This is a genomic window from Bradyrhizobium sp. CB3481, from assembly GCF_029714305.1.
Classification (GTDB): Bacteria; Pseudomonadota; Alphaproteobacteria; order Rhizobiales; family Xanthobacteraceae; genus Bradyrhizobium.
In genome coordinates this window covers 2,746,758-2,772,379 of record NZ_CP121647.1, presented here as the reverse complement: position 1 = coordinate 2,772,379, position 25,622 = coordinate 2,746,758, and the positions used below count along the sequence as shown (strand labels likewise).

Here is a 25,622-nt window from a genome sequence, read left to right as displayed (position 1 = left end):
TGAGTAGCTGCGGTGGGACGACCATCTATTTGTCGAAGTCCATACCAGTAGAGCAGCCATGGACCGGCCGCGGCAGCGCACAGCGCGGTCACTATCAGTGCGACGATAATGAAGACTAGCCTTCGCAACATTGGGACGACCAAGGTCCAGTTCTCGTAACCCACCAAATACCTTATGAAAGACCGCATATGAAGGGGAGCTAATGGCCCTTTTCGACGTTCCCGCGCTTTGAGCCGCTGGACCGAATCTGGCCCATCACGTCATACCGCTGCGCTACGAATTCGGTCGCTGTCCGGCCACAGCGGACATCGACCAAGCCGCACCGATCAATCTCGTCTTTTTGCATACGCGTCCTGGCACCAGCTTCGCGGAAGCACCTTTCACCCCCAACCCCCGCCCTACAAGAGCGGGGCGAGGGAGAAGTAAGTGACTTCGCGCCAACCTACGTTCGTCGTGCTTCAGGAATATCCTACATTCCCATGACGGCAATGTCCTTGACCGCGCCGCTGACGCCAGCGATCTTCGCCGCCTCGGTTGCCTTGCCGGTCGCGAGGTCGACGCTGTAGAGCGTGCCGTCCGCCATCAGCCAGGCTTCGTTCTTGCCGTTGCCGTCGGACCAGATGTCGAACGCCACGGTATCCGCCTTGACGCCGAGCTTGCCGATCGCGCCGAGCACGCCGTCATTCGGCGGCGCCTGCTTGATCAATCCGCCGATGGTGCCGTCGATATTGAACAGCGCCGTCTCCTTGGCACCCTTCACCGAATTGGTATAGGCGCCGGCGACGATGTTCGGCTTTTCGCCCTTGTGCATGTCGCCGTCGGCAAACTTGTGGTCGCCGTCCTTGGTCACCTTGCCGTCGTCGACATTCGCGCGCAGGTTCATCCCGTCCGCGCCCATCACACGCAGGCGGTCCGCCACCGGATTGAAATCCACTGTCGCGGCCACGCCCTTGGCCAGCATGGTGTCGAGCTTCGACTTCGCCGTGACCTTGCCGTCCGTCGCGATGGTCACAATGGTGCCATCGTCGACCAGTCCATAGAGCAGCCCGTCGTCCGGACGCACGTCGATGCCGACCAGCGCGCCTGATATCCCGGTGACCTTGACGGAGCCCGTTGCCTTCTTCTGCGCGGTATCGACCATCGCAATGGTGTCGCCGCCGATCAGGGCAGCGACCTGCGCGGCGTTGGCGGCGGCGGACGACAGCAAAAGCGCCGCCGAAGCAGCGAAAATCGAGCGAAAATTCATCGTAAAGCTCCCTGTGTTCCTATGATCCCCTCGGGACCAACACAGCGGGTACCGGCGGCGCGGCGAAACGGATGCAGGCCACTGAAAATAATTTTCGGGACATGCATCCAAATGCCGCATCTCAAGGTAGAACAACTATGCAAGGGCATAGACATGACCGGAAATGGCAACATCACCGCCAGCGCGCAGGCTCCAGCCGCGCTCGATCAGGAGCGCGAGGCGCAGCTTGCCGCGGCGCTGGCGCGCTGCGCGGCCGGCGACCGCACCGCCTTGCGCGCGATCTACGACAGCGAGGCGCCGCGCATGACTGGCATCGCCCGCCGCATCCTGTTTCGGCAGGACCTTGCGGAGGAGGCGGTGCACGACGCCTTTATCCGGATCTGGCGTGGCGCCGCCGGTTTTGATCCGCGCCGCGGCAGCGCGCGGGGCTGGCTCTATGCGGTGGTGCGCAACCGCGCGCTGAGTATTCATCGCGATGAGCACCGCTATGAAGCATCGGATGAAGCCGCCCAGGACGTCGACAGCGAAGCCACCCTGTCGCGGATGCCGGAGACCAGCGCGCTGCGCCGGTGTCTCGAGCAGATCGACCGCCCCCGGCGCGACGTCGTCGTGCTGGCCTATGTCCACGGCATGAGCCACGGCGAATTGGCTGCAAGGCTCAAGGTCCCGCTCGGCACGGTCAAAAGCTGGGTGCGGCGCAGCCTCTTTGCGTTGCAGGAGTGCATGGGATGAACCCGCACGACTCCGATAATGACTTGGCCGCCGATTACGTGATGGGCCTGCTTGACGGTGCCGAGCACGCCGCTGCCGAACAACGCATCGCGACCGACCCGTCGTTTGCCCAGGCTGTCACCGCGTGGCGGGAACGGCTCGCAGACCTCGATCTCACGGCCGAGGAGACCCCGCCGAGCGAGGCGCTTTGGCAGCGCATCGCGGACGCCACCAGGATCGCGCCGATCGATGCCCTGCCCTCCGCACGCGCCGCGCTGCGTGGCACCACGCTGTGGGACAACATCCGGTTCTGGCGGGCGCTGGGCATCGGCGGCGCCTTCGCTGCAGCGGTTTTTGCCATGATCATGATCGGCGCGCTGGCGACGTCGCGCCAGCTTCGTCACGACATGCTTGCCCTCGCCCAGCGCAAACCGGTTTACGTCGCCGTGCTGGTGAACGACACGACCAAGGAGGCCGGCGCGATCGTCAACGCGTTTTCGAACGGCCGGGTCGAGCTGATACCGCTGCGACCGATCGAGGTTCCCGCCGGCCGCACGCTGCAGGTCTGGACCCTGTGGGACCGCGCGGTCGGCCCGAAATCGATCGGCCTCACCGGTCAGCCGCGCACACTGCAGCTCGACCTCGAGGCGTTGCCGGAGACCGTGCAAGACCAGCTGTTCGAAATCACGCTGGAGCCGGAAGGCGGCTCACCGATCGGACGGCCAACCGGCCCGGTCCTGTTCAAGGGCAACGCAGCACGGGCGCTGTAGTCGCCTGGCAACCGCCGACGATGCGTCTCCAGCGTCAAGGATCCGTCGTGTCGCCACGTGGGAATAGCAGCGGGGCGGAATAGCCAAGTTCTTCCGCCCTACGAACTGCACTCAAGTTTCAACACCAGCCCTTCTTCCAATGGCCGGGAGGGCAACCACGCCCGCCCCAGCCGACCTTGCGGCCGCGGCTCCAACCATACGGGCGAAAGCCATGCCCGCCGCCCCAACCGTGGCCGTGGCCGTATCCGCCCTTGACCTCAATCAGATCGGCCTTGACCAAGGGAGCGTGGCCCATCGCATGGCCCGCGGGCAGCGCCATGGCCGCCGGGGATACAAAGGCGATTGGCATCGTGATTGCTAGTCCGAATAGTAGTGCGCGCATGGTCCACCAGCTCCAGGGTTGAACGGCCAACGTCAAAACAGGAAAAAGTGGCAATAGTTCCACGCCAATGCGGCTGCCTTCCAGAAAGGCGTGGATATCGCTAGCTTCAAGAACAAAGCATGGAGGCCGCCCGTGAGCATTCCCGTCATCCAACAGGCAAAAATCCAGGCCCAGGTTCTGGTGCCGCTGGTCAAGGCGCTGCAGGCGGAACTGGGCGAGGAACGCGCCAGGAAGCTCGTACGAAGGACGCTCGGCGATCTCTATCGCCAGTTCGGCGAAGAGTTCTGGCGGGCGAAGAACGAGACGAACCTCGGCAAGGCCATCGGATCGGCGTTCACCACCTACGCCCGCGATGATGCGTTGCACTACAGCGTGATCGAGCAGTCGCAGGACGCCTTTGCCTTCGATGTCACGCGATGCCGCTATGCGGAATTCTACAAGGAGCTTGGCGAGCCCGAGCTTGGGTTCCTGCTGGTTTGCTCAGCCGATTTCGACACGGCCAAGGGATTTGGGCCCGACGTCGAGCTGACGCGCACTCAGACCATCATGCAGGGCGCCAGCCATTGCGACTTTCGCTACCGGCGAACCGCCGGCAGCGATTCGTCGGATGGATAGCCCGGATGGGTATCGCTTCGCTCCACGCACCCGGTCTCTCGGATTTTTCTGCGCAGAGCACCGAAAAGCCGGAACGAGCTCGCATCTTCCGCGTTAAAGGAGTGAGCAGGTAATTCAGGAAAGAGAGATTTTTCCGGAAATATCGGCTCAAAAGCCCCGTCAGTTATTGCGATAGCTGGCGGGGTTTTGATTTGGGAGCGGCACTTGGCTTACGCGCTGTTCAATGACGACAAGCAGATCGGCCCTGGCCTGCCAAGCGAGCCGGAAGTCTGGAAGCACGCGCTCGACGATGGCCTGATTTCCGACATTCCCGTTGCCGACGAAGCAGGCGGACAGGTGCTGCCCGCGCGCTACCATGTGAAGGAAATCAAGCTGGAGGAATGTTGCGCGCCGGATCCGGCCTGGGAGCTTCCGCAAGAAATCTCCTGACCAAGAAATCTCCTGACGTGGCCGCGCCGCATACCTAGTGGGCTTGTTTCAGAAAGGTCAGGCCGCTCACGGCCAGCCGTTCTTCGCTGGTTTCGCCTGCGGCCACCAGCGCTTCCAGATGGGTTTCGAGTTCCGGCAGCTTGCGGTCGAAGTCGGCGCCAAGCCCCATCAATTCGCACGTCTTCCGGATGCGCTCGATCGGCTTGTCAAAGATGTTGATCTCGGTATGCATCCCAGCCTCCTATTATTCCCGCTACAATTCATATTAGCTGGAGGAGTTCCAGCGCGATAGCCTCGCCTCCGCCTGGCAGGAAGAGCTCAGGAGCGACCGGCCGGTGGTGATCGAGGTATCGAGGTCAAGACTGGTCCGGAAGTCGTGCCGCTTCCGCCTCACGTCACGCTGAAGCAGGCCCACGGCTTCATGTCCTCGATGATCAAGGGAGACGAGGCCACCGGACACATCATCGGCGAAACCGCCAGGCAGGTCTTTGACAGGCTTCTTGGCAAACGGAACTGAGAAACGCTCGCAGCTATTCGTAACAATATAACGCGCGCGGTAACCATATCGGTACCGCCGCATTGCGGTATTGAATTCCCGGTTCCCCGGCGATATCTAGTGCGTGCTTGTGGCGCCATCGGACTGTGATGTTGAAGCAACGAATTATGTGCATGCTGGGAGCTGCGATCGTCCTGATCGTGCTTTCGCTCGCGCCCTCCGTTGCCCGGGCCCACATCGGCCACCCGCATCATGCCGCCGTTCACATCCATGGCGGCCATGGTCACGTTACCATTGTTCAATCTGAACGATTGGCGACACAGGCCGTATTGCAACAGGCTCCGCGCGGGCAAACCGAAGTACCGGCCTCTTCGGACCGGAATTGCGTCGGCGCCTGCTGCAGCACCGTATGCTCCGCTTGCAGCGCCGCCGGATTGCCGAATTTCGTGCAACTGGTCCCGTTGCCGCGATCGACAACGCGTGTTGCCTTTGTCCCGGCTCAAATGAAACCGGATCGCGCGCCTGAGTCCCTCAGGCGCCCTCCCAAACACTTCATCTGAACGAAGAAGATCAGTGAATTCGCGCGGCCGGACGTCACGGCCGGCAACTGACGGTCATTCAGACTGAAGGATTTTTGGTATGTTTTCCCGTTTCGGGCGTGCCCTGCGCGCTCTCCTGGCCGTCACAGCTCTGTGCGCGGCGATCGTTCCCGTTGCCGCCCATGAGGGCCACGACCACGACGAACAACCACCCGCCGTCTCGGCCACCGCGTTGCCGCGTGGCGAGACCGATTCCAATGCGTTCGAGATCGTGGCCGTCGTCCGCGGCGACCATCTCGAGATCCATGTTGACCGCTTCGCCACGAACGAGCCGGTCATCGGCGCGGTTCTTGAAGTTGAAACGCCAGCCGGCTCCGCAAAGGCGACCGCGAATCCTGACGGTACATACCACCTGCCAGCACCGTGGCTGGCAAAGAACGGCCGTACCGACCTCATCTTCACCGTGACAGCTGACGGTGCGACCGACATTTTGCCGATGACGCTTCAGACGGCGCGTGAGACGGCGCAAAGCGCCCCGCAGGAAGACGCGACGCATGACGGGCGCATCGGCACGAATTCGATCCTTCTCGTGCTGGCCGGCCTGGTGGCGGGTGCGCTGCTGACGGCCATCGCGATGCACGGCAGACGGGCGGCGGCCATTGTCGTCATCCTCGCGGCGCTCGCGGGCATCCGCGAGACGAAAGCGAATGAAGGCCCGCATGAAGGCCACGGCCATGAGCAAGACAAGGCGCAAGTCGCGATCGACGTCGTCGCAGGCGAACGCGCCCAGCGCCTGCCCGACGGCGCGGTGTTCGTGCCCAAGACCGTGCAGCGGATATTTGCGCTGCGCACGCTGGTCGCCGAACAGGCCAAGCACAGGAAAGTCAGCGAGCTGCCGGGCAGGATCATTCCCGATCCCAATGCCAGCGGCTACGCTCAATCCGCAGTGGGCGGCCGGCTTTCCGCGCCGCCGGACGGCTTCCCTCGCCTCGGCACGCGGGTGAAGCAAGGCGATATCCTCGGCTATGTCACCCCGCCGATCCAGGCGATCGACGTTTCCGACATGCGGCAGCGCCAGGGCGAACTTGATCAGCAAATCTCGATCGTGGAGCGCCGGTTTGCGCGCTACGAGCAGCTCGCACCGTCAGGCGCCATTTCCCGCACCCAACTCGAGGACACGCGGCTCGAGCTGGAAGGGCTTCGCGACCGGCGCGCATCGATTGAAAGGGCGTCGCGCCGCGAACCCGAAGCGTTGATCGCCCCGGTCGCGGGGATCATCGCGGAAGGCAGCGCGGTGGCGGGCCAGATCGTTCAGCCAAGCTCCATCGTCTTCAACATCATCGATCCCGCACGGCTGTGGGTGGAGGCGCTCAGCTTCGAGAGCGTCGAGCCGTCGCAGGGCGCGCGCGCAACGACCTATACCGGCAAGAACTACGATCTCACCTATCGCGGCACCGGTTTTGCCGACCGCAGCCAATCCGTGCCGGTCCATTTTGCCATCACGGGCGACACAGCCGGCCTCAGGGCCGGCCAGTTCCTCACCGTGCTGGTCGCTACCGACGAGACCAAGGAAGGCCTCGCGGTGCCGCGCAGCAGCGTCGTGCGCGGCTCGAACGGCCAGGATTTCGTCTACGAGCATGTCGCCCCTGAAAGGTTCGTGCCAAGGAGCGTGCGCACAGAGCCTCTCGACGGCGATCGCGTGCTGATCGTATCCGGCATCGCTTCCGGCAAGCGGGTGGTGTCGCAAGGCGCGGACCTGCTCGATCACGTGCGCTGAGGGAACACATCCATGTTCACATTCCTGGTCAGCGCCTCGCTTCGCAACCGTCTGCTTGTGCTGGCGATCGCAGGCATCCTCGTCGTGCTCGGCGCCTATACCGCGCGCCAGTTGCCGGTCGACGTGTTTCCCGACCTCAACCGTCCGACCGTCACCATCATGACGGAGTCGGAAGGCTATGCCCCGCCCGAAGTCGAGCAGCTCGTCAGCTTCCCGATCGAGACCCAGATGAACGGCGTGCCGGGCGTCAGCCGTGTGCGGTCGGTCTCCGGCATCGGCCTGTCGATCGTCTATGTGGAATTCGACTGGGGCACCGATATCTACCGCAACCGTCAACTGGTCGCGGAGCGTCTGGCGCAGGTGCAAAGCCAGTTGCCCCTTAACGTCACCCCGCAAATCGGCCCGATCAGTTCGATCATGGGTCAAATCCTGCTGGTCGCGGTGACGTCGAAGACGGCGTCGGCGATGGAAGTGCGCGAGATCGCCGATTTCACCATCCGGCCGCGGCTCCTCGCCATACCCGGCGTCGCGCAGGTGATCCCGATCGGCGGCGAAGTCCGTCAATACCGGATTGCGCCGCTGCCTTCCGCGCTGCGTGCGCTCGGCGTGGGCTATGATCAGGTCGAGCTCGCGCTTCGGCAGTTCGGCACGAACACCGGCGGCGGCTTCACCGACCAGAATGCCCGCGAATATCTGATCCGCAATATCGGGCGCACCACGAGCCTGGAAGACCTTCGCAACATCGTCGTTACCACCGTCGAAGGGCGCCCCATCCTGCTGCGGCAGGTGGCGAACGTCGATTTTGCGCCGAAGGTCAAGCGCGGCGATGCGGGTTACATGAGCCGGCCCGCCGTGATCGTCTCCGTCGAGAAACAGCCGAATGTCGACACAGTGCAGCTGACGCGACAGATCACACGGGCGCTTGCCGAGCTGGAGCCCTCCCTGCCCTCCGGCATGAAGGCCAACGAAGTCATCTTCAGGCAGGCGGACTTCATCGAAAACTCGATCCAGAACCTCGAACGGGTGCTGCTTGAGGCAGCGCTGGTCGTGGCAGCGATCCTGTTCGCGTTCCTGCTCAACTGGCGCACCACGGCGATCTCGCTGACGGCGATCCCAGTCTCAATCCTCACCACGGCCATCATCTTCAAGCTGCTCGGCCTGTCGATCAACACGATGACGCTCGGCGGCCTTGCGATCGCCATCGGCGAGCTGGTCGACGACGCCGTCGTCGATGTCGAGAACATTTTTCGGCGGCTGCGCGAGAACAGGGAACAAGGCAATCCCCGCTCGACCTTCGATGTGGTGGTTTCGGCATCCAACGAAGTGCGATCTGGCATCGTCTACGCCACGATGATCATCGTCCTCGTTTTCGTGCCGCTGTTTGCGCTTTCGGGCATCGAGGGGCGGTTGTTCGCGCCGCTCGGCCACGCCTACATCATTTCGATCCTCGCAAGCCTTCTGGTTTCGATCACCCTGACGCCGGTGCTAGCCTATTACCTGCTGCCGGGCATGAAACGGCTCGCCGAACGCGAAAGCTGGCTTGTTCGCAAGCTCAAATCCGCCAATCATGCCGCGCTCCGGTTCGCGTTCGTCCACAAAGGGTTGCTGCTTGGCGTGACGGCACTCGCGGTGCTCGGCGCGGGCGCCGGCGTATTCGCTTTGAAGCGGGCGTTCCTGCCGGCCTTCAACGAGGGCACGTTCACGATCAATATCGCGTTTGCCCCGGGCGTTTCGCTGACGGAATCCTCAAGGGTCGGATCGATCGCAGAGCGCCTGCTGCTCGATGTGCCGGAGGTCATCAGCATCGGGCGAAGGACAGGCCGCGCCGAGCTGGACGAGCATGCGGAAGGCGTCCATTCCTCGGACCTTGAAGTCGATCTCAAGCCCTCGCGGCGGCCAAAGCCCGAGATCGTCGCTGACATCCGCGCCCGGCTTTCGGTGCTGCCGCTCTCGATCAATGTCGGACAGCCGATCTCGCACCGGCTCGATCACCTGCTCTCGGGCGTCCGCGCCGAACTCGCCCTCAAACTGTTCGGCGACGACCTCGACACGCTGCGAAACAGCGCGGAAGAATTGCGTGCGCGGCTTGCCAGGATTGACGGCATTCAGGACCTGCAGGTCGAAAAGCAGGTACGCATTCCGCAGCTCGAAGTCCGCGTCGACTATACGCGCGCTGCCTTGTACGGCGTGCAGCCCGGCGCCGTGACGGAGCAACTGTCCCGGCTGTCGAGCGGACGCGTCATCTCGCGCGTGGTCGACGGTTACAAGCGCTACGATGTGGTCATGCGGCTGCCCGAGCGCCTGCGCACCACCGAGAAGCTCGGCGAGCTCTTGATCAAGACCCCCTCGGGCTGGATACCGGCACGCCAGATTGCGGATATCAAGGAGACAGACGGGCCGAACCAGATCCTGAGAGAGAACGGCCGCCGGCGCATCGTCGTGCTCGCGAACTCCGACGGCAAGACCGACATGGCGGAGATCGTGCGCCGCATTCGCGCCGAGCTGCAGGCAACCAGCCTGCCGCAGGGCGTCACCGCGAGCCTTGAAGGCACTTTCCAGGCGCAGGAGGAAGCCAGCCGCAGGATAGCTATTTTGTCAGCCCTTTCGCTGGCACTGATCTTTGCGATTCTCTACAGCCGCTATCGCTCCGTCGTGCTCGCCTTGATCATCATGGGCGGGGTGCCGCTCGCGCTGGTCGGCTCGGTCGCGGCGCTGGCGCTGACCGACCAGCCATTATCAGTCGCCAGCATGGTCGGCTTCATCACCCTGACAGGGATCGCGACACGCAACGGGATTCTGAAGATCAGCCACTACATTAACCTCGCCTTGCATGAGGGGATCCCGTTCGGGCCCGAGCTTGTCATCCGCGGCAGCCTCGAGCGTATGACGCCGGTGCTGATGACGGCGCTGTCCGCGGGGCTTGCGTTGCTGCCGCTGCTTGTCGCGGCGGATGAGCCGGGCAAGGAAATCCTGCATCCCGTCGCGATCACGATCTTCGGCGGGCTTATCAGCGCCACCTTGCTCGATGCGCTGATTACGCCGGTGCTGTTCCTGATGTTCGGCAGAAAGCCGCTGATACGGCTGATGCAGCGGCAACCCGGCGAGTCCGTTGATGCTCGTGCCGCTTCACACTCTTATTGAATACTCGCATCTCGAAAGGAGATCATCATGAAGCTTAGATATCTTGCTCTCGGCGGTGCCCTGTTGGCCGCGATGCCGGCTTACGCACACGAACCGAAACCGTCCCATGGCGGACGTGTCGCGGAAGCCGGTCCATACCATCTGGAACTCGTCGCGAAGGACAATGCGATTGAAATCTTCCTCATCGGCGAAAACGACAAGCCGGTCGACCCCAAGGGTTTCAAGGGCGTTGCCATTCTCAATCTCGGAGGAAAAGCCGAACGCATCACACTCGCGCCTTCGGAAAAGAACAATTTGAGCGGCACGGCCGCCACGGCCCTGCCGGCCAAACCCAAGGGTGCGGTTCAGCTCACAGCGCCCGACGGCAAGACGGCAACAGCGCGATTCGACTGACGCGCCTGTCGCGATGGCGGGCGGGCCGGATTAACTTCTAATCCCCGCCCACTAGCGCCTGGAACACCCGCCTTACCTCCAGTTGCGTCTCGCGCACCCGTGCTTCCAACGTCGAGAAATCGGGCGTATCGCCGGCGCGCGCCATCACGCGCAAGAGGTTCTCCCCCGCCGTTGCCGGGTTGAATTTTCCGGTGACGCAGAGCCTGAGGATCTGGGTCAGATCGTGATAGAGGCGCGCGGCATGGCGCAGGATTTCGGCGTCCGACTGCGGCAGCACGCCGAGGCGTGCGGCGTTGTCGAGCACCTGCAGCGTCGAGACGCTGAGAATATCGGGCTTGTCCGCGGCATGGGCGAGCTGCAGATATTGCGCGATGAAATCGATATCGACGAGCCCGCCGGCGGCGAGCTTGAGATCCCAGATATCGTCCTCGCCCTTTTCCTGCGCAATCGCCCGCCGCATGTCGGCGACATCGCCGGCGGTAGAGGCCGCATCGCGCGGCCGCGTCAGCACGCTGCGGATGATGGCCTCGATCTTTTGGCGAAACGCCGGCGAGGCCGAGATCACCCGTGCCCGGGTCAGCGCCATGTGCTCCCAGGTCCAGGCCTCGCGTTCCTGATAGTCGGCAAAGGAATCGATGCGCGACGCCAGCGGGCCGGCCCGGCCCGAGGGGCGCAGCCGCATGTCGACCTCATAGAGCACGCCGTAATTGGTGCGCGTGGTGAACGCCGAAATCAGGCGCTGGGTCAGCCGCGCAAAATACTGCGCGCCGTGCAGCGATCGCTCGCCATCGGAATCCGGATGGTCCGGATCGAAGTCATAGAGCAGGATCAGGTCAAGGTCGGAGGACGCCGTCATCTCCCGGCTGCCGAGCCGGCCCATCGCGACAATCGCGGTCTCCTGCCCCTTGATCCCGCCATATCGGCTGGCGAACTGATCGGTGACCAGACCGTGCACGGTGTGCACGACGCCCTCGGCGACGTCGGCAAAGGCGACGCTGGCCTGCTGGGCCGAGACCGTTCCGGACAGGATGCGCGTGCCGATCAGGAACAGGCTTTCCTGCCCGAACAGCCGGAGGCGATCGAGAAAGTCCTCATAGGAGTCCGCGTCCTTCAGCGTCGCCGCCAGCCGTTCCGACAGTTCCTTCTGGTCCGGCATCGCGCCGAAGAAACGCGGATCGATCAGGCCGTCCATGATCTGCGGCTGCCGCGCCAGCATGTCGCCGAGCCGCGGCGCGGCGCCGAGGATCAGGGCGACGAGGGCGACCAGGTCGCGGTTCTGGCTGAGCAGCGAGATCAGCCGGCCGCCGCGCTGCAGCGCGCCGAGAAAGCGATCGAACGCGATCACGGCATCGTCAGGGTCCTCGGCGTTGGCGAGCCCGTCGATCAGGCCAGGCACGAACTCGATGAAGGCGGCCTTGGTCGCCTCGTTGCGCAGCGCGCGGTAATTGCCCTCCATCCAGAGCTGCAGCGTTCCGGCCACCGCGACCGGCTTCTTGAATCCGAGCGTTGTCAGATGATCGACAAGGCGCGCATCCTCCGGACCCGCGGCATAGTTGAGCTGCGGCAGCTTCACGGTGCCGGTGGGATCGCCCTCGAACAGTTTTCCGTAATGGCCCTGCACGATGTTGAGATGACCAAGCAGGTCGTTCGCAAAGGCCGCGCGGCTCTCATAGCCGAAGAAGTTCGCAAACCGCGCTACCGCCTCGGCGTCTTCCGGCAGCGAATGGGTCTGCTCGTCGCACATCATCTGCAGCCGGTGCTCGACGCGGCGCAGGAATTCATAGGCCGCCGTCAACTCGTCACAGGCCTGGAAGCCGATCCAGTTGCTGGTGGCCAGCACCTGCAGCGCGTGCAGTGTCGGGCGTACCCGCAGTTCCGGATGGCGGCCGCCGGCAATGAGCTGCTGCGTCTGCGCGAAAAACTCGATCTCGCGGATGCCGCCGCGGCCGACCTTGACGTTATGGCCTTCGACCGAAATCTCGCTCTGACCGCGATAGGTCTGCATCTGCCGCTTCATGTCGTGGACGTCGGCGAGCGCGGCAAAATCCAGGTGTTTGCGCCAGACGAACGGCGCAAGCTCGGCGAGTAGCGCCTCGCCGGCCTTGACGTCGCCGGCGCAGACGCGCGCCTTGATCATCGCGGCGCGCTCCCAGGTCCGCCCTTCGCGCTCGTAATAGTGCAGCGCCGCCTCGGTCGAGATCGCCACCTGCGTCGACGCCGGATCGGGCCGCAGCCGCAGGTCGACGCGGAACACGTAGCCCTCGCCGGAGCGTTGCTGCAACAGGCGCGCCATCCCCTGCGTCACGCGCACGAAGAACGGTGCCGGTTCGATATCAGGGGCGAGCGACGTCGCCGCGGGATCGAAGAACACGATCAGGTCGATGTCGCTGGAATAATTCAGTTCGCCCGCACCCATCTTGCCCATGGCAAGCACGATCAGGCCGGAGCCCTCCTCCGGCCGGTCGTGGTTGGATGCGCTCATGCGGCCGCGCGCGATCTCCTGGCGCAGCAGAAAGCGCAGCGCCGTCTGCACGGAGAAGGTCGCCAGACCGGTCAACTCCGCCGTCACCCGCATCACCGGCCAGACGCCGCCGATGTCGCACAGCGCGATCAATAACGCCGCCTCCGACTTCATGCGGCGAAGCAGATGCATCACGTCAGCTTCGCTGGTAGCGGCCAGCACGTCACGCGAGGTCTTTTCGATAAGCGCAGCGAGATGCCGTTCCGGGTCGCATGCCAGGAGGCGGACCAGCCGCGCGGCATCGGCGCGGATCAGGTCGAGCAGATACGGCGAGAATTCGGTGATGCCGAGCAGGATAGCCCTGACGTGCGGACTCTCCAGCCGCACGCGGATCTCGGCCGCCTGCGCCGGCTCCAGTTCGGCGAGCCAGTCCGTGAAGCGTTGTTCAGCGGTGCAATCAGCTGGAACATGCGGCCCGCAGACCAGCCGCGCGGCCAGAGCGGAGGAATTCATGCCACCTTCTGTGGCACATCCGGTGTTTGCGCGGCAAGCCTGTCAGCCGCGGCAGATAGCGCCGGGATGACCAGCGTTGCGGTCAGGCCCGGATGCGAATCGCCGAGCCGGAGCTCACCGCCATGCAGGGTCGCCACGGCGGACGCCAGGCTAAGGCCGAGGCCGGAACCCGGCAACGTCCGGCTCGCCTCGAGGCGCACGAAGCGCTCCACCGCGTGCTTGCGATCCGCTTCGGGAATACCGGGCCCGTGATCGGTCACACTGAGCAGCACGCGGTCGCCCTCGCGCCGCGCCTCGATCAGGATTTCGCGGGCCCGCGCCGCGGCGGCGGGGTCGAGCGGCTGCACCACCGGTGACGGCTTGCCGTATTTGATGGCGTTCTCGACCAGATTCGCGAGCGCTTGGCTGATCAACTCGCGGTTGCCGTGCAGCCGCGCGGTCGCTGCCTTGACGCGCAGCGTCATGCCGTCGTCCTCGGCCAGCGGCTCATACAATTCATGGATGCCCTGGGCAACGTCGGCCGCGTCAAAATCATCCATGTTGCCGCGCGCCTGCCCGGACTCGGCGCGGGCGATCATCAACAGCGCATTGAAGGTGCGGATCAGGCCGTCGGATTCCTCGATGGTGCGCTCCAGCGCCGCGCGGTATTCGGCCTCGCTGCCTGACCTCGCCAGCGCCTCCTCGGCGCGGTTGCGCAGGCGCGTCAGCGGCGTCTTCAAGTCATGGGCGATGTTGTCGGAGACTTCCTTTAGCCCCGTCATCAGCGCTTCGATGCGCTCCAGCATCGCATTGAGACTTTCCGCAAGACGGTCGAGTTCGTCGCCGCTTCGCCCGACCGGCAGGCGGCCGGAGAGGTCGCCGGCCATGATGCGCCTTGTGGTCCCGGTCATCGCGTCGATCCGCTGCAGCACGCGCCGCGCGACGAAGATGCCGCCGCCGATGCCCAGCACGATAACGACGAGCAGCGACCATTGCGCGGCTTTGGCGACGATGCCGAAAATACGCCGCCGCTCCTCCAGGTCGCGACCGACCAGGAGGCGGAAACCGTTGGTGAGTTCGGTGACGCGTACCAGCGCGCGATGATGCGCCGTGTCCTGCTCGTCGAGCCGGCGATAGGCGGTCTCGGACCAGCCGATCGAGGCCATCACGCCTGGCGCCAGCGCACCGACATTGCCGCCGATCGCTTTCCCTTCAGGCGTGGTCACGAGATAGAGATTGGCGCCCGGCCGCAGCGCGCGGTTCTCAATCGAGGGGACGAGGATGCGCAAGCCGCGGCGCGTATAGATGTCGACGAGCTCGCCGGTTTCGGCGGTCACCGTGGCGGTGATCTGCTCATTGATCAGGCGCCGCGTATTCCAGGCGAAATAGCCGAGCAGCGACGCGGCGAACAGCGCAAACAGAAACAGATAGACCAGCGTCAGCCGGAACGCCGTCGTGCGGATCAGCTTACCGAAGGCCGTCACGGATCATGTATCCGGCGCCGCGGATCGTGTGTAGCAAGGGCCGCTCAAAACCCTTGTCGATCTTGGAGCGCAGCCGCGAAATGTGCACGTCGATGACGTTGGTCTGCGGATCGAAATGATAATCCCAGACGTTTTCCAGCAGCATGGTGCGGGTCACCACCTGCCCTGCATGCTTCATCAGATATTCGAGCAGGCGAAACTCGCGCGGCTGCAGCGTCAACTCGTCCTTGCCGCGAGCGACACGGTGAGAGAGCCGGTCGAGTTCGAGATCGCCGACACGATAGGTGGTCTCTTCCGCCGGACCGACATTGCGGCGCGACAGCACCTCAACACGCGCCTGCAGCTCAGCGAACGAATAGGGTTTTGGCAGATAGTCGTCGCCGCCGGCACGCAGGCCCTTGATGCGGTCGTCGACCTGGCCGAGCGCGGAGAGGATCAAGACCGGCGTGCGGTTGCCCTTCTCGCGCAGCGCGCCGATCACGGAGAGACCGTCGCGCTTGGGCAGCATGCGGTCCACCACCAGCACATCGTAATCACCGCCATCCGCCATCGACAGGCCCTCCTCGCCATCGCTGGCGAGATCGGCGACATGGCCGACTTCACGGAACGCCTTGACCAAATAGTCGGCGGACTCGCGATCGTCTTCGATGATCAGCAGGCGCATTTGCGGGGCAGTTGCGGTCACGGGATTGGCTTTCTCTCACCATGGCGCGGCCGCCCTGCACATGCAAGGCGGCCGGCCGCATTCTCGCTGAAGTGAAAAAAGCGGGCGGTGAAGCTGGGGGACCTCACCGCCCTTTGGGCCTTCCGACGGAGGGGGGCGTGTTCCGAGGGAAGGTTGCCAGAGGGAGCGAGTTTGGGACCCGCTCCCCGGAAGGAGACGTCGGCGGGGGCGACTAATGCCGGCGAAACCCTCCATCTGATATCTAGTCCTCGTTTAGCCCTTCGCCAGCGGCACCGCGACAAAGCGCGACGAACCGCCGCTCTTCACGCGCATGAGAACACTGTTCTTGTTCTCGGTCCGCGCGGTGTCGATCGCCTCGCGCACCTCGCCTGCCGTGGCGACGCTCTTGCCGGCGACCTCGAGAATGACGTCGCCTTCCTTGAAGCCGCGCTCGGCCGCCGCGCTCTTCGGGTCGACCTCGGTCACTACGACGCCTTCCCGGCCGGCGCCGGCCACGCTGTTGGCGGGGGCTACCGTCAGGCCGAGCTTCGGCACGCCGGTTCCCTTGGTGGCTCCGCCGCGGTCTTCCTTGTCGTTGTCAGCCTTGGCCTCGACCGTATTCGGCAGCTGGCCGAGCGTTAGGTTGAAGACCTTCTCCTGGCCCTTCTGCAGCACGTTGAGCTTCACGGCTGTGCCGGGCGGCAGACCGCCGATGGTGCGGGCGAGCTCCTTAGCATCCTTGACCGGGGTACCGTTGACACCGGTGATGACGTCACCGGACTGGATGCCGGCCTTGGACGCCGGGCCATTCGCCTGCGGTTCCGCAACCAGCGCGCCTTCCGCCTTCTTCATGCCGAGGCTGTCCGCGATGTCTGAGGTCACTGGCTGGATCTGGACACCGATCCACCCGCGGCTGACCGTGCCCTTGTCCTTGAGCTGGGCGACGACATTCTTGACCGTGGAAGCCGGGATCGAGAACGCGATGCCGACGCTGCCGCCGGACGGCGAATAGATTGCGGTGTTGACGCCCATCACTTCGCCGTTGATATCGAACGCCGGACCGCCGGAGTTACCCTTGTTCACGGGCGCGTCGATCTGGATGAAGTCGTCATAGGGGCCGTTGCCGATGTCGCGGCCGGACGCCGAGACGATGCCGGCGGTCACGGTGCCGCCGAGGCCGAACGGGTTACCGACCGCCAGCACCCAGTCGCCAATCCGCGGCTTGCTATCGGACAGCTTGGCGAACGGGAAATCGGTGCGGCCTTCGACCTTGATCAGCGCCAGATCGGTGCGCGGATCGGTGCCGATCACCTTCGCGGTGTAGTTCTTGCCGTCGTCCATCGTCACCTCGACCTTGTCGGCGCCGTCGACCACGTGGTTGTTGGTCACGGCATAGCCGTCAGGCGAGATGAAGAAGCCGGAGCCCTGCCCCGTCACCGGGCCACGGCCGCCACGCGGTCCGCCGCGCAGGCCGGGCGGCAAGCCGTCCGGCCCGCCGAAGCGACGGAAGAAGCGCTCCATCGGCGAGCCCGGCGCGAACGGCGAGTCCTCGTCCTTGTTGGCGCTGTCGTCCTTGCTGCTCTTGTCCGCGATGTTGATCTTGACCGAAATCACCGACGGCTTCACGCGCTCGACAATGTCGGCAAAGCCGATCGGACGCTCGACCTTGCGGACCTCGTTATTGACCTGCGCATGCGCCGCGCTGGCGAAAACGTCGACCGGGCCCTGCTGCGGGCCAAAGCCATAAACGGCGGCACCGAGGCCGGCGACGACGGAAGCCATCAGCGCGAATTTGCGTGCGGAGAACAGCGAGCGGCGCGGCGCGCCGTGGGACGGTAGCGAGGAAAGATCGACGGGACGTTCGGTCATTCTTGAAATCTCCAGAGCCTGAATTCTTCATTGTTGAACGGTGCGGGGGGCTAGGCACCTGATAGGTCTGAAGATGGTGTTTGCCGCCTTACCGTCCGCTGGCTGGGGAATTAAACTTTTGTAATGCGGCGGTTTCGCCGTGCGGCAGAATAGCGCAGGCAATCAATGGCTTAGTGCTAGCTGAAAAACAGCCGTCGCGGGCAGAATAGCCCTCGATCTGAACGCCGGAAAGCATAGCCGGTCCCTTTCGCAGGGCCCGCCGGACAGGCAATTTGATGGTTCGCTTGTTCCGAATTTCAGCTCTTCAGTTTCAGCCGGCCCATGAAATCCCGCTTGCCGAGCGGCACGCCGTTGGTGCGCAGGATGTCGTAGGCGGTGGTGGCGTGGAAATAGAAATTCGGCAGCGAGAACGACATCAGGAAATCCTCCGCCGTGAACGGCAATTGCCGGTCACCGACGTGGAAGACGACATCGCGGCCGCCGAGCGCGTTGACCGCTGCCGGCGTCCACGCCGACAAGGCTTCGCGGGCTTGCGTCACCAGGCCCTGCAGTCCGGCGTAGTCATACGGCGTCTTCGACGCGGGCGGACGAAACTCACCGCTTTGCACGCCCTCGATGGCGCCGCGGGAATGCTGGGCGACGGAGATGATCTGGAAGCGCAGCGGCAACATGTCAGGCGCAAGCCGCGCCTCCACCATCGTTTCCGGATCGATGTTGTTGTCCTGGAAATGCTTGAGGCCACGTTCGAGGAAGCCGCTGACCGCGCCGAGGGTCTGCAGATAATTCGCCACGGTGGCGTCGTAGAGTGAAAAGGCCATGTCCGATTTCCCCCTGCGTTGATTGTTTTGCAGCGGAATGTCATAGCGGAAACCGGTCGGCTTGCAATGCGCGGCTCAGGCCTTCTTGTCCGCTGCATCAGCCGCGAGCAGGCGCTCCAGCCTCTCCTCTTCCTCCTCGGTGAGATCCCGCAGCGACGGATCGGCGGCGCTGCCGGGGGCCGGACGGCGTCGGCTGTAGTACCAGAGCGCCAGTCCGCCGCCGACCAAGGCAAGCGGCGGCAATAGCCACAGCAACAGCGTGTGCGGCGAAAAGCGCGGCTTGAGCAGCACGAACTCGCCGTAGCGCGCGACCAGGAAATCGATCACCTGCCTGTCGCTGTCGCCGGATGCGATCCGCTCGCGCACCAGAAGCCGCAGGTCACGCGCCAGCGGCGCGTCGGAATCGTCGATCGACTGGTTCTGACACACCATGCAGCGCAACTCGCGCGACAGATCGCGCGCGCGGGCCTCCTTCGCCGGATCGGCCATGATCTCGTCGGGCTGCACGGCGTAAGCGGCCGGCGCGGCCGACAGCAGGGCGGCAACAAAGAAGCTGGCGAGAAGCTTCTTCACGGGCTCACTCCGCCGGCTGCAGCGCGCGGGCCGCCTTGGCAGGCTTCGGCGCGCCGACGCGCAGGCGGCGGTCGGACAGCGACAGCACGCCGCCGAACGCCATCAGCACCGGCCCCCACCAGATCAGCAGCACCAGCGGCTTGTGATAAATGCGGACCGCGATCGCGCCTTCGGCATTGGTGTCGCCGAGCGAAACATAGAGCTGGCTGGCGCCGCGGGTCAGTAGCGCCGCCTCGGTGGTCGAGGCGCCGCGCGTGGTGAAGTTGCGCTTTGACGGCGTCATCACCTGCAGCGTTTCACCGTCGCGGCTAACGGTGAACTGCGCGATCATCTCGCGGAAATTCGGCCCCTGCCGCTGCGTGATGCCGTCGAGCTTCAGCTGATAGCCGGCGACGCTCGCAACGCTATCCACCTTCATCGTGCCGATATATTCGCTATTCCAGGTGGTTTCGCAGACCACGCCGATCAGGGCAACGCCGAGGCCGGCATGCGCGAACGCCGTGCCCCAGGTCGCGCGCGGCAAGCCGCGCCCGCGGCGCAGTGCGATTCCAAGGGGAACGCGGAACAACGCCATGCGCTCGGCAAGGTCGCTGACGGCGCCGCCGATCACGAATATTGCAAGCCCGATCGCGAGCGGCGCGAGCGTGGCGCCGCCCTGGGTCCACGCCAACAGCACCGCAATGGCGACCAGCGCGGCGATGCCGGCCGCCGTCAGCCGCTGTGCCGCGCCCAAGAGATCGCCACGCTTCCATGCCAGCAGCGGACCGAACGGCACCGCGAGCAGCAAGGGCACAAACAGCGGGCCGAAGGTCAGGTTGAAGAACGGCGCGCCGACGGAAATCTTGTCGCCGGTCAAAACCTCCAGCGCCAGCGGATACAGCGTTCCGATGAACACGGTGGCACAGGCCGAGGTGAGAAAGAGGTTGTTGAGCACCAGCGCGCCTTCGCGCGAAATCGGCGCGAACAACCCGCCCTGCTTCAGCGTCGATGCGCGGAAAGCATAAAGCGACAGGCTGCCACCGATGAAGAGACAGAGGATCAGCAGGATGAAGACGCCGCGCGCCGGATCGGTCGCGAATGCGTGCACCGAGGTGAGCACGCCCGAGCGCACCAGGAAGGTGCCAAGCAGCGACAGCGAGAAGGTCAGGATCGACAGCAGGATGGTCCAGACCTTCAGCGCGTTGCGCTTCTCCATCACAACAGCGGAATGGAGCAGCGCGGTGCCGGCGAGCCAGGGCATCAGCGACGCGTTTTCAACGGGGTCCCAGAACCACCAGCCGCCCCAGCCGAGCTCGTAATAGGCCCAGTAGGAGCCCATGGCGATGCCGAGCGTGAGGAAGATCCATGCCATCAGCGTCCACGGCCGCACCCAGCGCGCCCAGGCGGCGTCGATACGGCCTTCGATCAGGGCGGCGACGGCGAACGAGAACGAGATCGAGAAGCCGACGTAGCCGAGATAGAGCATCGGCGGATGCACCGCGAGCCCAATATCCTGCAGCACCGGATTGAGGTCGCGGCCCTCGATCGGCGGGCTTGCGATGCGCAGGAAGGGGTTAGAGGTGACGAGGATGAAGAGATAGAAGGCAGCAGCGATCCAGCCCTGCACTGCCAGCACATGGGCCCGCAGCGACAGCGGCAGATTGTTGCCGAACGCGGCGACCAGGCCGCCGAACAGCGCCAGGATCAATACCCACAGCAGCATCGAGCCTTCGTGATTACCCCACACGCCGGTGATCTTGTAGAGCAGCGGCTTCATCGAGTGCGAGTTCTCGAACACGTTGGCGACGGAAAAATCCGAGACGACGTGCAGCATCGTCAGCGCCGTGAACGACGCGCCGACGAACAGCAATTGCGCGAGCGCTGTCGAGCGCGCCACGTTCATCAAGGCATGATCGCCCCAGCGCGCGCCCAGCATCGGCACGATGGACTGGATCAGCGCCAGCGCGAGCGCCAGCACCAGCGCGTAATGCCCGGCTTCTGCGATCACTTCGTCGTTCCCCCTTGAGGTGTCGCTTGGGGCGTTCCTTGGGCCTGCGCCCCCGGCGTGCCCGGCTTGGCGTAATCGTCCTTCCAGTGGCCCTGCTTCTTCAGGGCATCGGCGACATCCTTGGGCATGTAGGTCTCGTCATGCTTGGCGAGCACCGTGTCGGCCTTGAACACGCCGGAGGCATCCAGTGCGCCCTCGGCGACGACGCCCTGCCCTTCGCGGAACAGGTCCGGCAGAATTCCCTTGTAGGCGACCGGCAGCGTGGCGCTGCCGTCAGCGATGGAGAAATTCACGGCGAGATTGTCGCCCTTCACCAGCGAGCCCGGCTGCACCAGGCCGCCGAGGCGGAACCGCTTGCCGGCCGGAATGTGCTTTTCGGCCGCCATGGTCGGCGTGGAAAAGAACACGATGGAATCGCGCATGGCATTCAAGACCAGTGCCGCCGCAATCGCGAGCACCGCGAGCGAGCCGCCGATCATGGTCAAACGCCGTTGCTTGCGCGTCATTTCTGTTCCCTACGTTCCGTTATTTGTGCTGCCGCCCTGCTCATCCATCCAGCCCAAGTTTCTTCAGGCCGTCATTGAGCTGCCGCAAGCGTTCCGCGTCGCCCGCAACCGCCTGACGCGCTTGCGTTTGCGCGCTCACCGCCTTGTCGCGTTCCCCCATCACGACATAGGCCCGCACCAGCCGCAACCATCCCTCGACGTCGTCGCCGTTCTGCTTCAGCCGCGTGGCGAGGCGGTCGACCATGCCGCGGATCATCGCGTTACGGTCGTCCTCATTCATGTCCTTGGCGGCGGCCATCACATCGCTAGAGACCGCCGGCGCGGCCGGGGCGCCGACCCTTGTCAGGGCGGACTGGAGCAACGGTCGCCACGGCGCGTCGGCTGGCGCCTTGGCGAGCATGCCTTGCCAGATCGCGGCCGCGTCCGCCGGGCGGCCGTCCTGTTCGGCGGCGAGCCCGAGGAAGTAGTTGGCCTTGGGCTCGTCGGCGTTTTGCGCCACCGCGCGTTCGAATTCGGCCTTGGCGTCGGCGGTGACGACGCCCCCGGCGGCGCCCGCCATGGCCTCGCCGAGGTCGGAGCGGCGGTCCGCGCTGTCGCCGGCATAGGCGATGGCGTTGCGATAGGCCCGCACGGCATCGTCGAACCGGCCGAGCCGCGCCAGCACCGGCGCCAGCACGGTCCAGCCGCGGCCGTCGGTCGGGTTCTTTTCCAGATGCGCTTCGACCTGCGCCACCATGTTCTCGATCGGCTGGTTGGCGTCGGCGGTGCGGGTGCGCGCGGCCAGCGGAAAATCCCCAAGATACGGCGAACCCAGCGACAGATAGAACGTCACCGCCGCGATGGGCAGCCCGATCAGCGCCGCGACCGCCGAGGCACGGCGCAGGCCAAGCTTCGCGCGCGACGGCAGCTCGCGCTGGCTGTCGGCGGCGGCGAGCAGGCGGCGGCCGATTTCGATGCGCGCGGCTTCCGCTTCGGCCACGCCGATCAGCCCGGCAGCCGCGTCACGCTCGACCTCATCGAGCTGATCCTTGTAGACAGCCGCCTCATTGCCACCATCAGGCGCGGAGGCGCCGCGACTCAACGGCCATAGCACGGCAAAGATCGCCGCGACCGTCATCAGCGCGAACACAAACCACAGCGTCATCAAGCGGTTCCCGGAGGCGGAACGGCAGCCCAGGCGAGCCGCCAATGCGCCGCTTTACACCACGGGCGGCAAGCCCGGCAATTGACATTGCGCAATATTGATCACGCCTCGGGAAGACTCCCGGGTCAGGCCGGCGGGTAAATTCGGTGAAACTTCGGGCCTAGCCGGCCTTGGTGGTCTTGCGCTCGCCGGTCACGGCATTTTCGGCCGCCCGGTTCATCAGCGACGCATAGTCGTGGCCGAACAGGATTTCGCAGAAGCGTATCGCTGCCTTGGCCTGCATCTGCCGGTAAGCGCGCGCCTTGGCATCGCCGCCGCGCAGCGCCTGCACCAGGCTCTCCGTGGAATGCTCGACGTAATGCTGGAGATCGGAGTAGGTCCGCAGCGTCACCTCGTTGATGGCCAGCTCACTGGCATAGGTGCGGCACACCGCGACGAAGTCGATCAGGGCGGCGATCTCCTCGACCTCCGCGGTATCGATCTTGGGTGCGGAAGCAATATCCTTGTCGGCGCGTTGCCGCAGCAGGCGGCGGACCCGGCCGGGCACGCTCTCGATTTCCGACTGCAGCGAATTGGAAATGTCGGCGCGGATCGATGTGAGCTGGCGGCCCCAGGCGGAATCGTTGCGCAGGTCGAGCTCGGTCCGCAGCCCGCGCACGCCGTCATGCAGGATTTTCAGGTGGTCGCCGACATTGGTGAAATGACTGCGCCTGATGTCTGTGCGCAGACAGGCGGTGAGGAACGAGAGATCGTGCAGCGCGATGGTGACGGCAACGCCATAGGGCGTGGCAGCCACGCGAATCTCGTCGTCGGATGCCGCCATCTTGATCGCGAGACGGATGATCTGCCATGGCGAGGCCAGGCGCTGCATGATCAGCGATAGCGCGAACGGCAGCAATTGCGGCGTCTGCAACGAAGGGACGTTGAGCGCCGCGGTCACGGTCTCGAGCTGGGAGGGCGTCAACGCCCGCATCTGGCCGGGAAGCTTGCTGCCGAGCACCTCCATCGCCTCGCGGGCCCGCAGCACCGCGCCGATCGAGAGCAGATCCTCGACAACATTCGGTGGACCGATCCGGGAGAGCACGCGCTGCCGGTCGTCGCCCTGCGCGGGGGTAGCGACCTGCGCGATGGCCTCGGCGGCGGCGAGCTGGAACTTGCGGGTCGCGGCTTCAAGGCCGGCGGTCGAGTCGCTCTGCCTGATGCCGGCGAGCGCGGCCTCGAAGGCCGCGGCCGCCGTGGGCGCGCCATCGCGGCTGAGCCACTGCCAGACCGGCACCAGCGAGGTGCGCCTGATCTGCCCGGCCCGGATTGGAAAGTTGCTTTCGACCAGAAATGGCTCGAGCGGACGGAACAGCAGCCGCGCCGGATCGTCGGTCCGCGGGCGCGCCTCGTCCTCTTCCTCGCTGCCCCGCACCACCTTGCGAAGTTGCTCAAGCACGAAATTGGCGACGGCGACGTCCTCCCCGCGCTCGATGGCGCGCTCGAACTCGCGCATCAGCAGCGCCTGCGATTGGGGCGGGAGCTGGGCGAGATAGTCCCTCAGCCGCTCGGTCGATGTCTGGCTCATTCGCCTGGTGTGGATGCGTGTGTCATGCGGACGGCAAAAAGCGCCCGCCGCCGATCTTAGAAGCGTGCGCGTTAAGAAGCCCTTTAGGAATAACGAAATCGACCCCGGACATTGCCGGCCGCTATCCCGTCAACTCCAAGTAATCCACGCAATCACCCGTAATCACCCTACCCATCAGATGCCCGGTAGCACCAGTTCCGCCCGCAACCCGCCGATCGGGGCATCGCCGAGCACGAGGCTGCCGCCATAGAGCGCCGCAAGATCGACCACGATCGATAGGCCGAGCCCGGATCCGGGCTTGGACTCATCCAGCCGCTGACCTCGCCGGGATACCTGGGCGCGTTCGGCGGCGGATAACCCGCGGCCGTCGTCATCGACGATGATCCGCAGCCGCGGCCCGGTCCCGGGTTCCGCCGGCGGCTCGACCCTCACCTCGATGGAGATCTGCGACGCTGCCCATTTGCAGGCATTGTCGACGAGGTTGCCGGCCATCTCTTCGAGATCCTGGCGCTCGCCGCGGAACTTGGCCTGCGCGTCCGCCTTCACGGAGATCGTGATGCCGCGGTTGCGATGGATCTTTTCCATGGTCCGCCGCAGCGCCTCGATGGCGGGCGCGACCTCGGTGACGGTGCCGACGATGGTGACGCGCGCGGCGATGCGTGCACGCTCGAGGTGGTGGGCAACCTGATCCCGCATCACATCGGCCTGCTCCAGGACCTTGCTGGCAAACGGATTTACCGCGTGGGCGCTGGCTTCATTGACGATAACCGAGAGCGGGGTCTTGATGGCGTGGGCGAGATTGCCGACATGGGTCCGCGCGCGCTCGACGATCTCGCGGTTGGCGTCGATCAGCGCGTTGGTCTCGCGCGCCAGCGGCGCGATCTCGACGGGAAAGTCGCCTTCCAGTCGTTCGGCGCGGCCGGAACGGATGTCGGCAATCGCCTCCGAAATGCGCTTGAGCGGCGCGAGGCCGAACCTGACCTGGAAAATCGTGGTCAGGAGCAGCACGATGCCGAGCGCGGCGAAGGTGCCGCCGAGGTAGTAGTCAAAGGCGCGGATCTCGTCGAAAATCTCCGATGCGTCGCCGGCCACACTGACCAAAAACTTGCCGTCGGCGCCAAGGTCGATCGGACGCTCGACCACCCGTAGGCTTTGGCCTTCAGGGCCGTCGATATAGCCAAGGCGGATGCCGGCGGCCGTCAACTCGGCGCCCTGCTCCTCCAGCTTCGGCAGCTTCTTGTCCCACAGCGAACGCGACGCCCGCGTCTCGGCCTTTTCGTCGGTGCGGACGATCTGCCAGTACCAGCCGGATAATGGCAGCTCGAACAGCGGCTCGCCGAGCGACTGGAACTGGTGGTCGGGCGGCTCGTCCGGGGTCGCGACCTCGGCGATCAGGGTACGAAGATAAAGGTTGAGGCGGCGGTCGAAGGCGCGCTCGGTGGCGTTGCGATAGACCGAGGAAAGGATCACGCCTGTTATGAGCAGGATCACGACCACCCACGCGGTCGCCGACAGGAACAACCGCGTGGCGAGCGAACTTCCGCGCATCAGAGCACGA

General features: G+C 64.9%; 21 protein-coding genes and 1 pseudogene. 7 read left to right on the top strand and 15 right to left on the bottom strand.

Annotated elements, in window-relative coordinates; genetic code table 11:
- Nucleotides 1-469: 469 nt before the first annotated feature.
- Nucleotides 470-1,246, bottom strand: coding sequence for a DUF4394 domain-containing protein (locus tag QA643_RS13145; protein ID WP_283033585.1), 777 nt, complete (start codon nucleotides 1,244-1,246; stop codon nucleotides 470-472).
- Between the two features lie 111 nt (nucleotides 1,247-1,357).
- Between QA643_RS13145 and QA643_RS13140 the strand changes: the two genes are divergently transcribed.
- Nucleotides 1,358-1,978, top strand: coding sequence for a sigma-70 family RNA polymerase sigma factor (locus tag QA643_RS13140; protein WP_283033584.1), 621 nt, complete (start codon nucleotides 1,358-1,360; stop codon nucleotides 1,976-1,978).
- Complete coding sequence (locus tag QA643_RS13135; protein ID WP_283033583.1) at nucleotides 1,975-2,727, top strand: anti-sigma factor; 753 nt, start codon at nucleotides 1,975-1,977, stop codon at nucleotides 2,725-2,727. Before QA643_RS13140 ends, QA643_RS13135 begins: the two co-directional genes overlap by 4 nt.
- 118 nt (nucleotides 2,728-2,845) lie before the next feature.
- Here the strand turns inward: QA643_RS13135 and QA643_RS13130 are convergent, their stop codons facing one another.
- Nucleotides 2,846-3,109: a hypothetical protein gene (locus QA643_RS13130; RefSeq protein WP_283033582.1), complete on the bottom strand. Its 264-nt coding sequence runs from the start codon at nucleotides 3,107-3,109 to the stop codon at nucleotides 2,846-2,848.
- 132 nt (nucleotides 3,110-3,241) lie between these two features.
- Between QA643_RS13130 and QA643_RS13125 the strand changes: the two genes are divergently transcribed.
- Entirely contained in the window at nucleotides 3,242-3,724 is a 483-nt protein-coding gene (locus QA643_RS13125) for an L-2-amino-thiazoline-4-carboxylic acid hydrolase (RefSeq protein WP_283033581.1), read from the top strand.
- Nucleotides 3,725-3,928: 204 nt separating this feature from the next.
- Nucleotides 3,929-4,153 carry a hypothetical protein gene (locus QA643_RS13120; RefSeq protein WP_283033580.1) on the top strand — a complete coding sequence of 75 codons (225 nt, stop codon included), beginning with the start codon at nucleotides 3,929-3,931 and terminating at the stop codon, nucleotides 4,151-4,153.
- A 34-nt stretch (nucleotides 4,154-4,187) separates the two neighbouring features.
- Here QA643_RS13120 and QA643_RS13115 read toward each other — a convergent pair whose 3' ends face one another.
- On the bottom strand, nucleotides 4,188-4,385 hold the full coding sequence (locus QA643_RS13115; RefSeq protein ID WP_283033579.1) for a hypothetical protein: 198 nt from the start codon (nucleotides 4,383-4,385) through the stop codon (nucleotides 4,188-4,190).
- A 158-nt stretch (nucleotides 4,386-4,543) separates the two neighbouring features.
- Nucleotides 4,544-4,930 carry a hypothetical protein gene (locus QA643_RS13110; protein ID WP_283033578.1) on the bottom strand — a complete coding sequence of 129 codons (387 nt, stop codon included), beginning with the start codon at nucleotides 4,928-4,930 and terminating at the stop codon, nucleotides 4,544-4,546.
- Nucleotides 4,931-5,288: 358 nt separating this feature from the next.
- Between QA643_RS13110 and QA643_RS13105 the strand changes: the two genes are divergently transcribed.
- From QA643_RS13105 to QA643_RS13095, 3 genes are read left to right on the top strand one after another with little or no spacing between them, the layout of a single operon-like run.
- Nucleotides 5,289-6,965 carry an HlyD family efflux transporter periplasmic adaptor subunit gene (locus QA643_RS13105; protein ID WP_283033577.1) on the top strand — a complete coding sequence of 559 codons (1,677 nt, stop codon included), beginning with the start codon at nucleotides 5,289-5,291 and terminating at the stop codon, nucleotides 6,963-6,965.
- 12 nt (nucleotides 6,966-6,977) lie between these two features.
- Nucleotides 6,978-10,106 (top strand): efflux RND transporter permease subunit, encoded by a 3,129-nt coding sequence (locus tag QA643_RS13100; protein ID WP_283033576.1) that lies wholly within the window; start codon nucleotides 6,978-6,980, stop codon nucleotides 10,104-10,106.
- A gap of 27 nt (nucleotides 10,107-10,133) precedes the next feature.
- Entirely contained in the window at nucleotides 10,134-10,499 is a 366-nt protein-coding gene (locus tag QA643_RS13095) for a hypothetical protein (protein ID WP_283033575.1), read from the top strand.
- A gap of 37 nt (nucleotides 10,500-10,536) precedes the next feature.
- On the opposite strand, the gene QA643_RS13090 is transcribed toward QA643_RS13095, so the two are convergent.
- From QA643_RS13090 to QA643_RS13040, 11 genes and pseudogenes are all read right to left on the bottom strand, one after another.
- Nucleotides 10,537-13,473, bottom strand: a complete 2,937-nt coding sequence (locus tag QA643_RS13090) for a bifunctional [glutamine synthetase] adenylyltransferase/[glutamine synthetase]-adenylyl-L-tyrosine phosphorylase (RefSeq protein ID WP_283033574.1) — start codon at nucleotides 13,471-13,473, stop codon at nucleotides 10,537-10,539.
- Entirely contained in the window at nucleotides 13,470-14,936 is a 1,467-nt protein-coding gene (locus QA643_RS13085) for an ATP-binding protein (RefSeq protein WP_283033573.1), read from the bottom strand. The genes QA643_RS13090 and QA643_RS13085 overlap by 4 nt, the downstream gene beginning before the upstream one ends.
- The gene (locus QA643_RS13080) at nucleotides 14,920-15,600 is read right to left on the bottom strand and encodes a response regulator transcription factor (protein ID WP_057848354.1); all 681 of its coding nucleotides are present in this window, start codon (nucleotides 15,598-15,600) and stop codon (nucleotides 14,920-14,922) included. The genes QA643_RS13085 and QA643_RS13080 overlap by 17 nt, the downstream gene beginning before the upstream one ends.
- Before the next feature lie 273 nt (nucleotides 15,601-15,873).
- Nucleotides 15,874-17,469 (bottom strand): Do family serine endopeptidase, encoded by a 1,596-nt coding sequence (locus QA643_RS13075; protein ID WP_283033572.1) that lies wholly within the window; start codon nucleotides 17,467-17,469, stop codon nucleotides 15,874-15,876.
- 296 nt (nucleotides 17,470-17,765) lie between these two features.
- Nucleotides 17,766-18,287 carry a DUF1993 domain-containing protein gene (locus tag QA643_RS13070; RefSeq protein WP_283033571.1) on the bottom strand — a complete coding sequence of 174 codons (522 nt, stop codon included), beginning with the start codon at nucleotides 18,285-18,287 and terminating at the stop codon, nucleotides 17,766-17,768.
- Nucleotides 18,288-18,362: 75 nt separating this feature from the next.
- On the bottom strand, nucleotides 18,363-18,860 hold the full coding sequence (locus tag QA643_RS13065; protein ID WP_283033570.1) for a cytochrome c-type biogenesis protein: 498 nt from the start codon (nucleotides 18,858-18,860) through the stop codon (nucleotides 18,363-18,365).
- 4 nt (nucleotides 18,861-18,864) lie between these two features.
- A complete protein-coding gene (locus QA643_RS13060) occupies nucleotides 18,865-20,847 on the bottom strand; it encodes a heme lyase CcmF/NrfE family subunit (protein WP_283033569.1) in 1,983 nt (660 codons plus the stop codon).
- A 71-nt stretch (nucleotides 20,848-20,918) separates the two neighbouring features.
- Nucleotides 20,919-21,353, bottom strand: a pseudogene (ccmE, locus tag QA643_RS13055) (cytochrome c maturation protein CcmE); the annotation flags it as partial.
- 40 nt (nucleotides 21,354-21,393) lie between these two features.
- Entirely contained in the window at nucleotides 21,394-22,497 is a 1,104-nt protein-coding gene (gene ccmI, locus QA643_RS13050; protein WP_283033567.1) for a c-type cytochrome biogenesis protein CcmI, read from the bottom strand.
- 160 nt (nucleotides 22,498-22,657) lie between these two features.
- Nucleotides 22,658-24,064, bottom strand: coding sequence for a hypothetical protein (locus QA643_RS13045; protein ID WP_283033566.1), 1,407 nt, complete (start codon nucleotides 24,062-24,064; stop codon nucleotides 22,658-22,660).
- Nucleotides 24,065-24,238: 174 nt separating this feature from the next.
- Nucleotides 24,239-25,612, bottom strand: coding sequence for a sensor histidine kinase (locus QA643_RS13040; RefSeq protein WP_283033565.1), 1,374 nt, complete (start codon nucleotides 25,610-25,612; stop codon nucleotides 24,239-24,241).
- Nucleotides 25,613-25,622: the final 10 nt, after the last annotated feature.

Coding starts and splice junctions, on each gene's coding strand:
- QA643_RS13145 (WP_283033585.1), bottom strand. CDS start 1,246: ATGAATTTTCGCTCGATTTTCGCTGCTTCGGCGGCGCTTTTGCTGTCG.
- QA643_RS13140 (WP_283033584.1), top strand. CDS start 1,358: ATGCCGCATCTCAAGGTAGAACAACTATGCAAGGGCATAGACATGACC.
- QA643_RS13135 (WP_283033583.1), top strand. CDS start 1,975: ATGAACCCGCACGACTCCGATAATGACTTGGCCGCCGATTACGTGATG.
- QA643_RS13130 (WP_283033582.1), bottom strand. CDS start 3,109: ATGCGCGCACTACTATTCGGACTAGCAATCACGATGCCAATCGCCTTT.
- QA643_RS13115 (WP_283033579.1), bottom strand. CDS start 4,385: ATGCATACCGAGATCAACATCTTTGACAAGCCGATCGAGCGCATCCGG.
- QA643_RS13110 (WP_283033578.1), bottom strand. CDS start 4,930: ATGGCCGCCATGGATGTGAACGGCGGCATGATGCGGGTGGCCGATGTG.
- QA643_RS13105 (WP_283033577.1), top strand. CDS start 5,289: ATGTTTTCCCGTTTCGGGCGTGCCCTGCGCGCTCTCCTGGCCGTCACA.
- QA643_RS13100 (WP_283033576.1), top strand. CDS start 6,978: ATGTTCACATTCCTGGTCAGCGCCTCGCTTCGCAACCGTCTGCTTGTG.
- QA643_RS13095 (WP_283033575.1), top strand. CDS start 10,134: ATGAAGCTTAGATATCTTGCTCTCGGCGGTGCCCTGTTGGCCGCGATG.
- QA643_RS13090 (WP_283033574.1), bottom strand. CDS start 13,473: ATGAATTCCTCCGCTCTGGCCGCGCGGCTGGTCTGCGGGCCGCATGTT.
- QA643_RS13080 (WP_057848354.1), bottom strand. CDS start 15,600: ATGCGCCTGCTGATCATCGAAGACGATCGCGAGTCCGCCGACTATTTG.
- QA643_RS13075 (WP_283033572.1), bottom strand. CDS start 17,469: ATGACCGAACGTCCCGTCGATCTTTCCTCGCTACCGTCCCACGGCGCG.
- QA643_RS13070 (WP_283033571.1), bottom strand. CDS start 18,287: ATGGCCTTTTCACTCTACGACGCCACCGTGGCGAATTATCTGCAGACC.
- ccmI (WP_283033567.1), bottom strand. CDS start 22,497: ATGACGCTGTGGTTTGTGTTCGCGCTGATGACGGTCGCGGCGATCTTT.
- QA643_RS13045 (WP_283033566.1), bottom strand. CDS start 24,064: ATGAGCCAGACATCGACCGAGCGGCTGAGGGACTATCTCGCCCAGCTC.
- QA643_RS13040 (WP_283033565.1), bottom strand. CDS start 25,612: ATGCGCGGAAGTTCGCTCGCCACGCGGTTGTTCCTGTCGGCGACCGCG.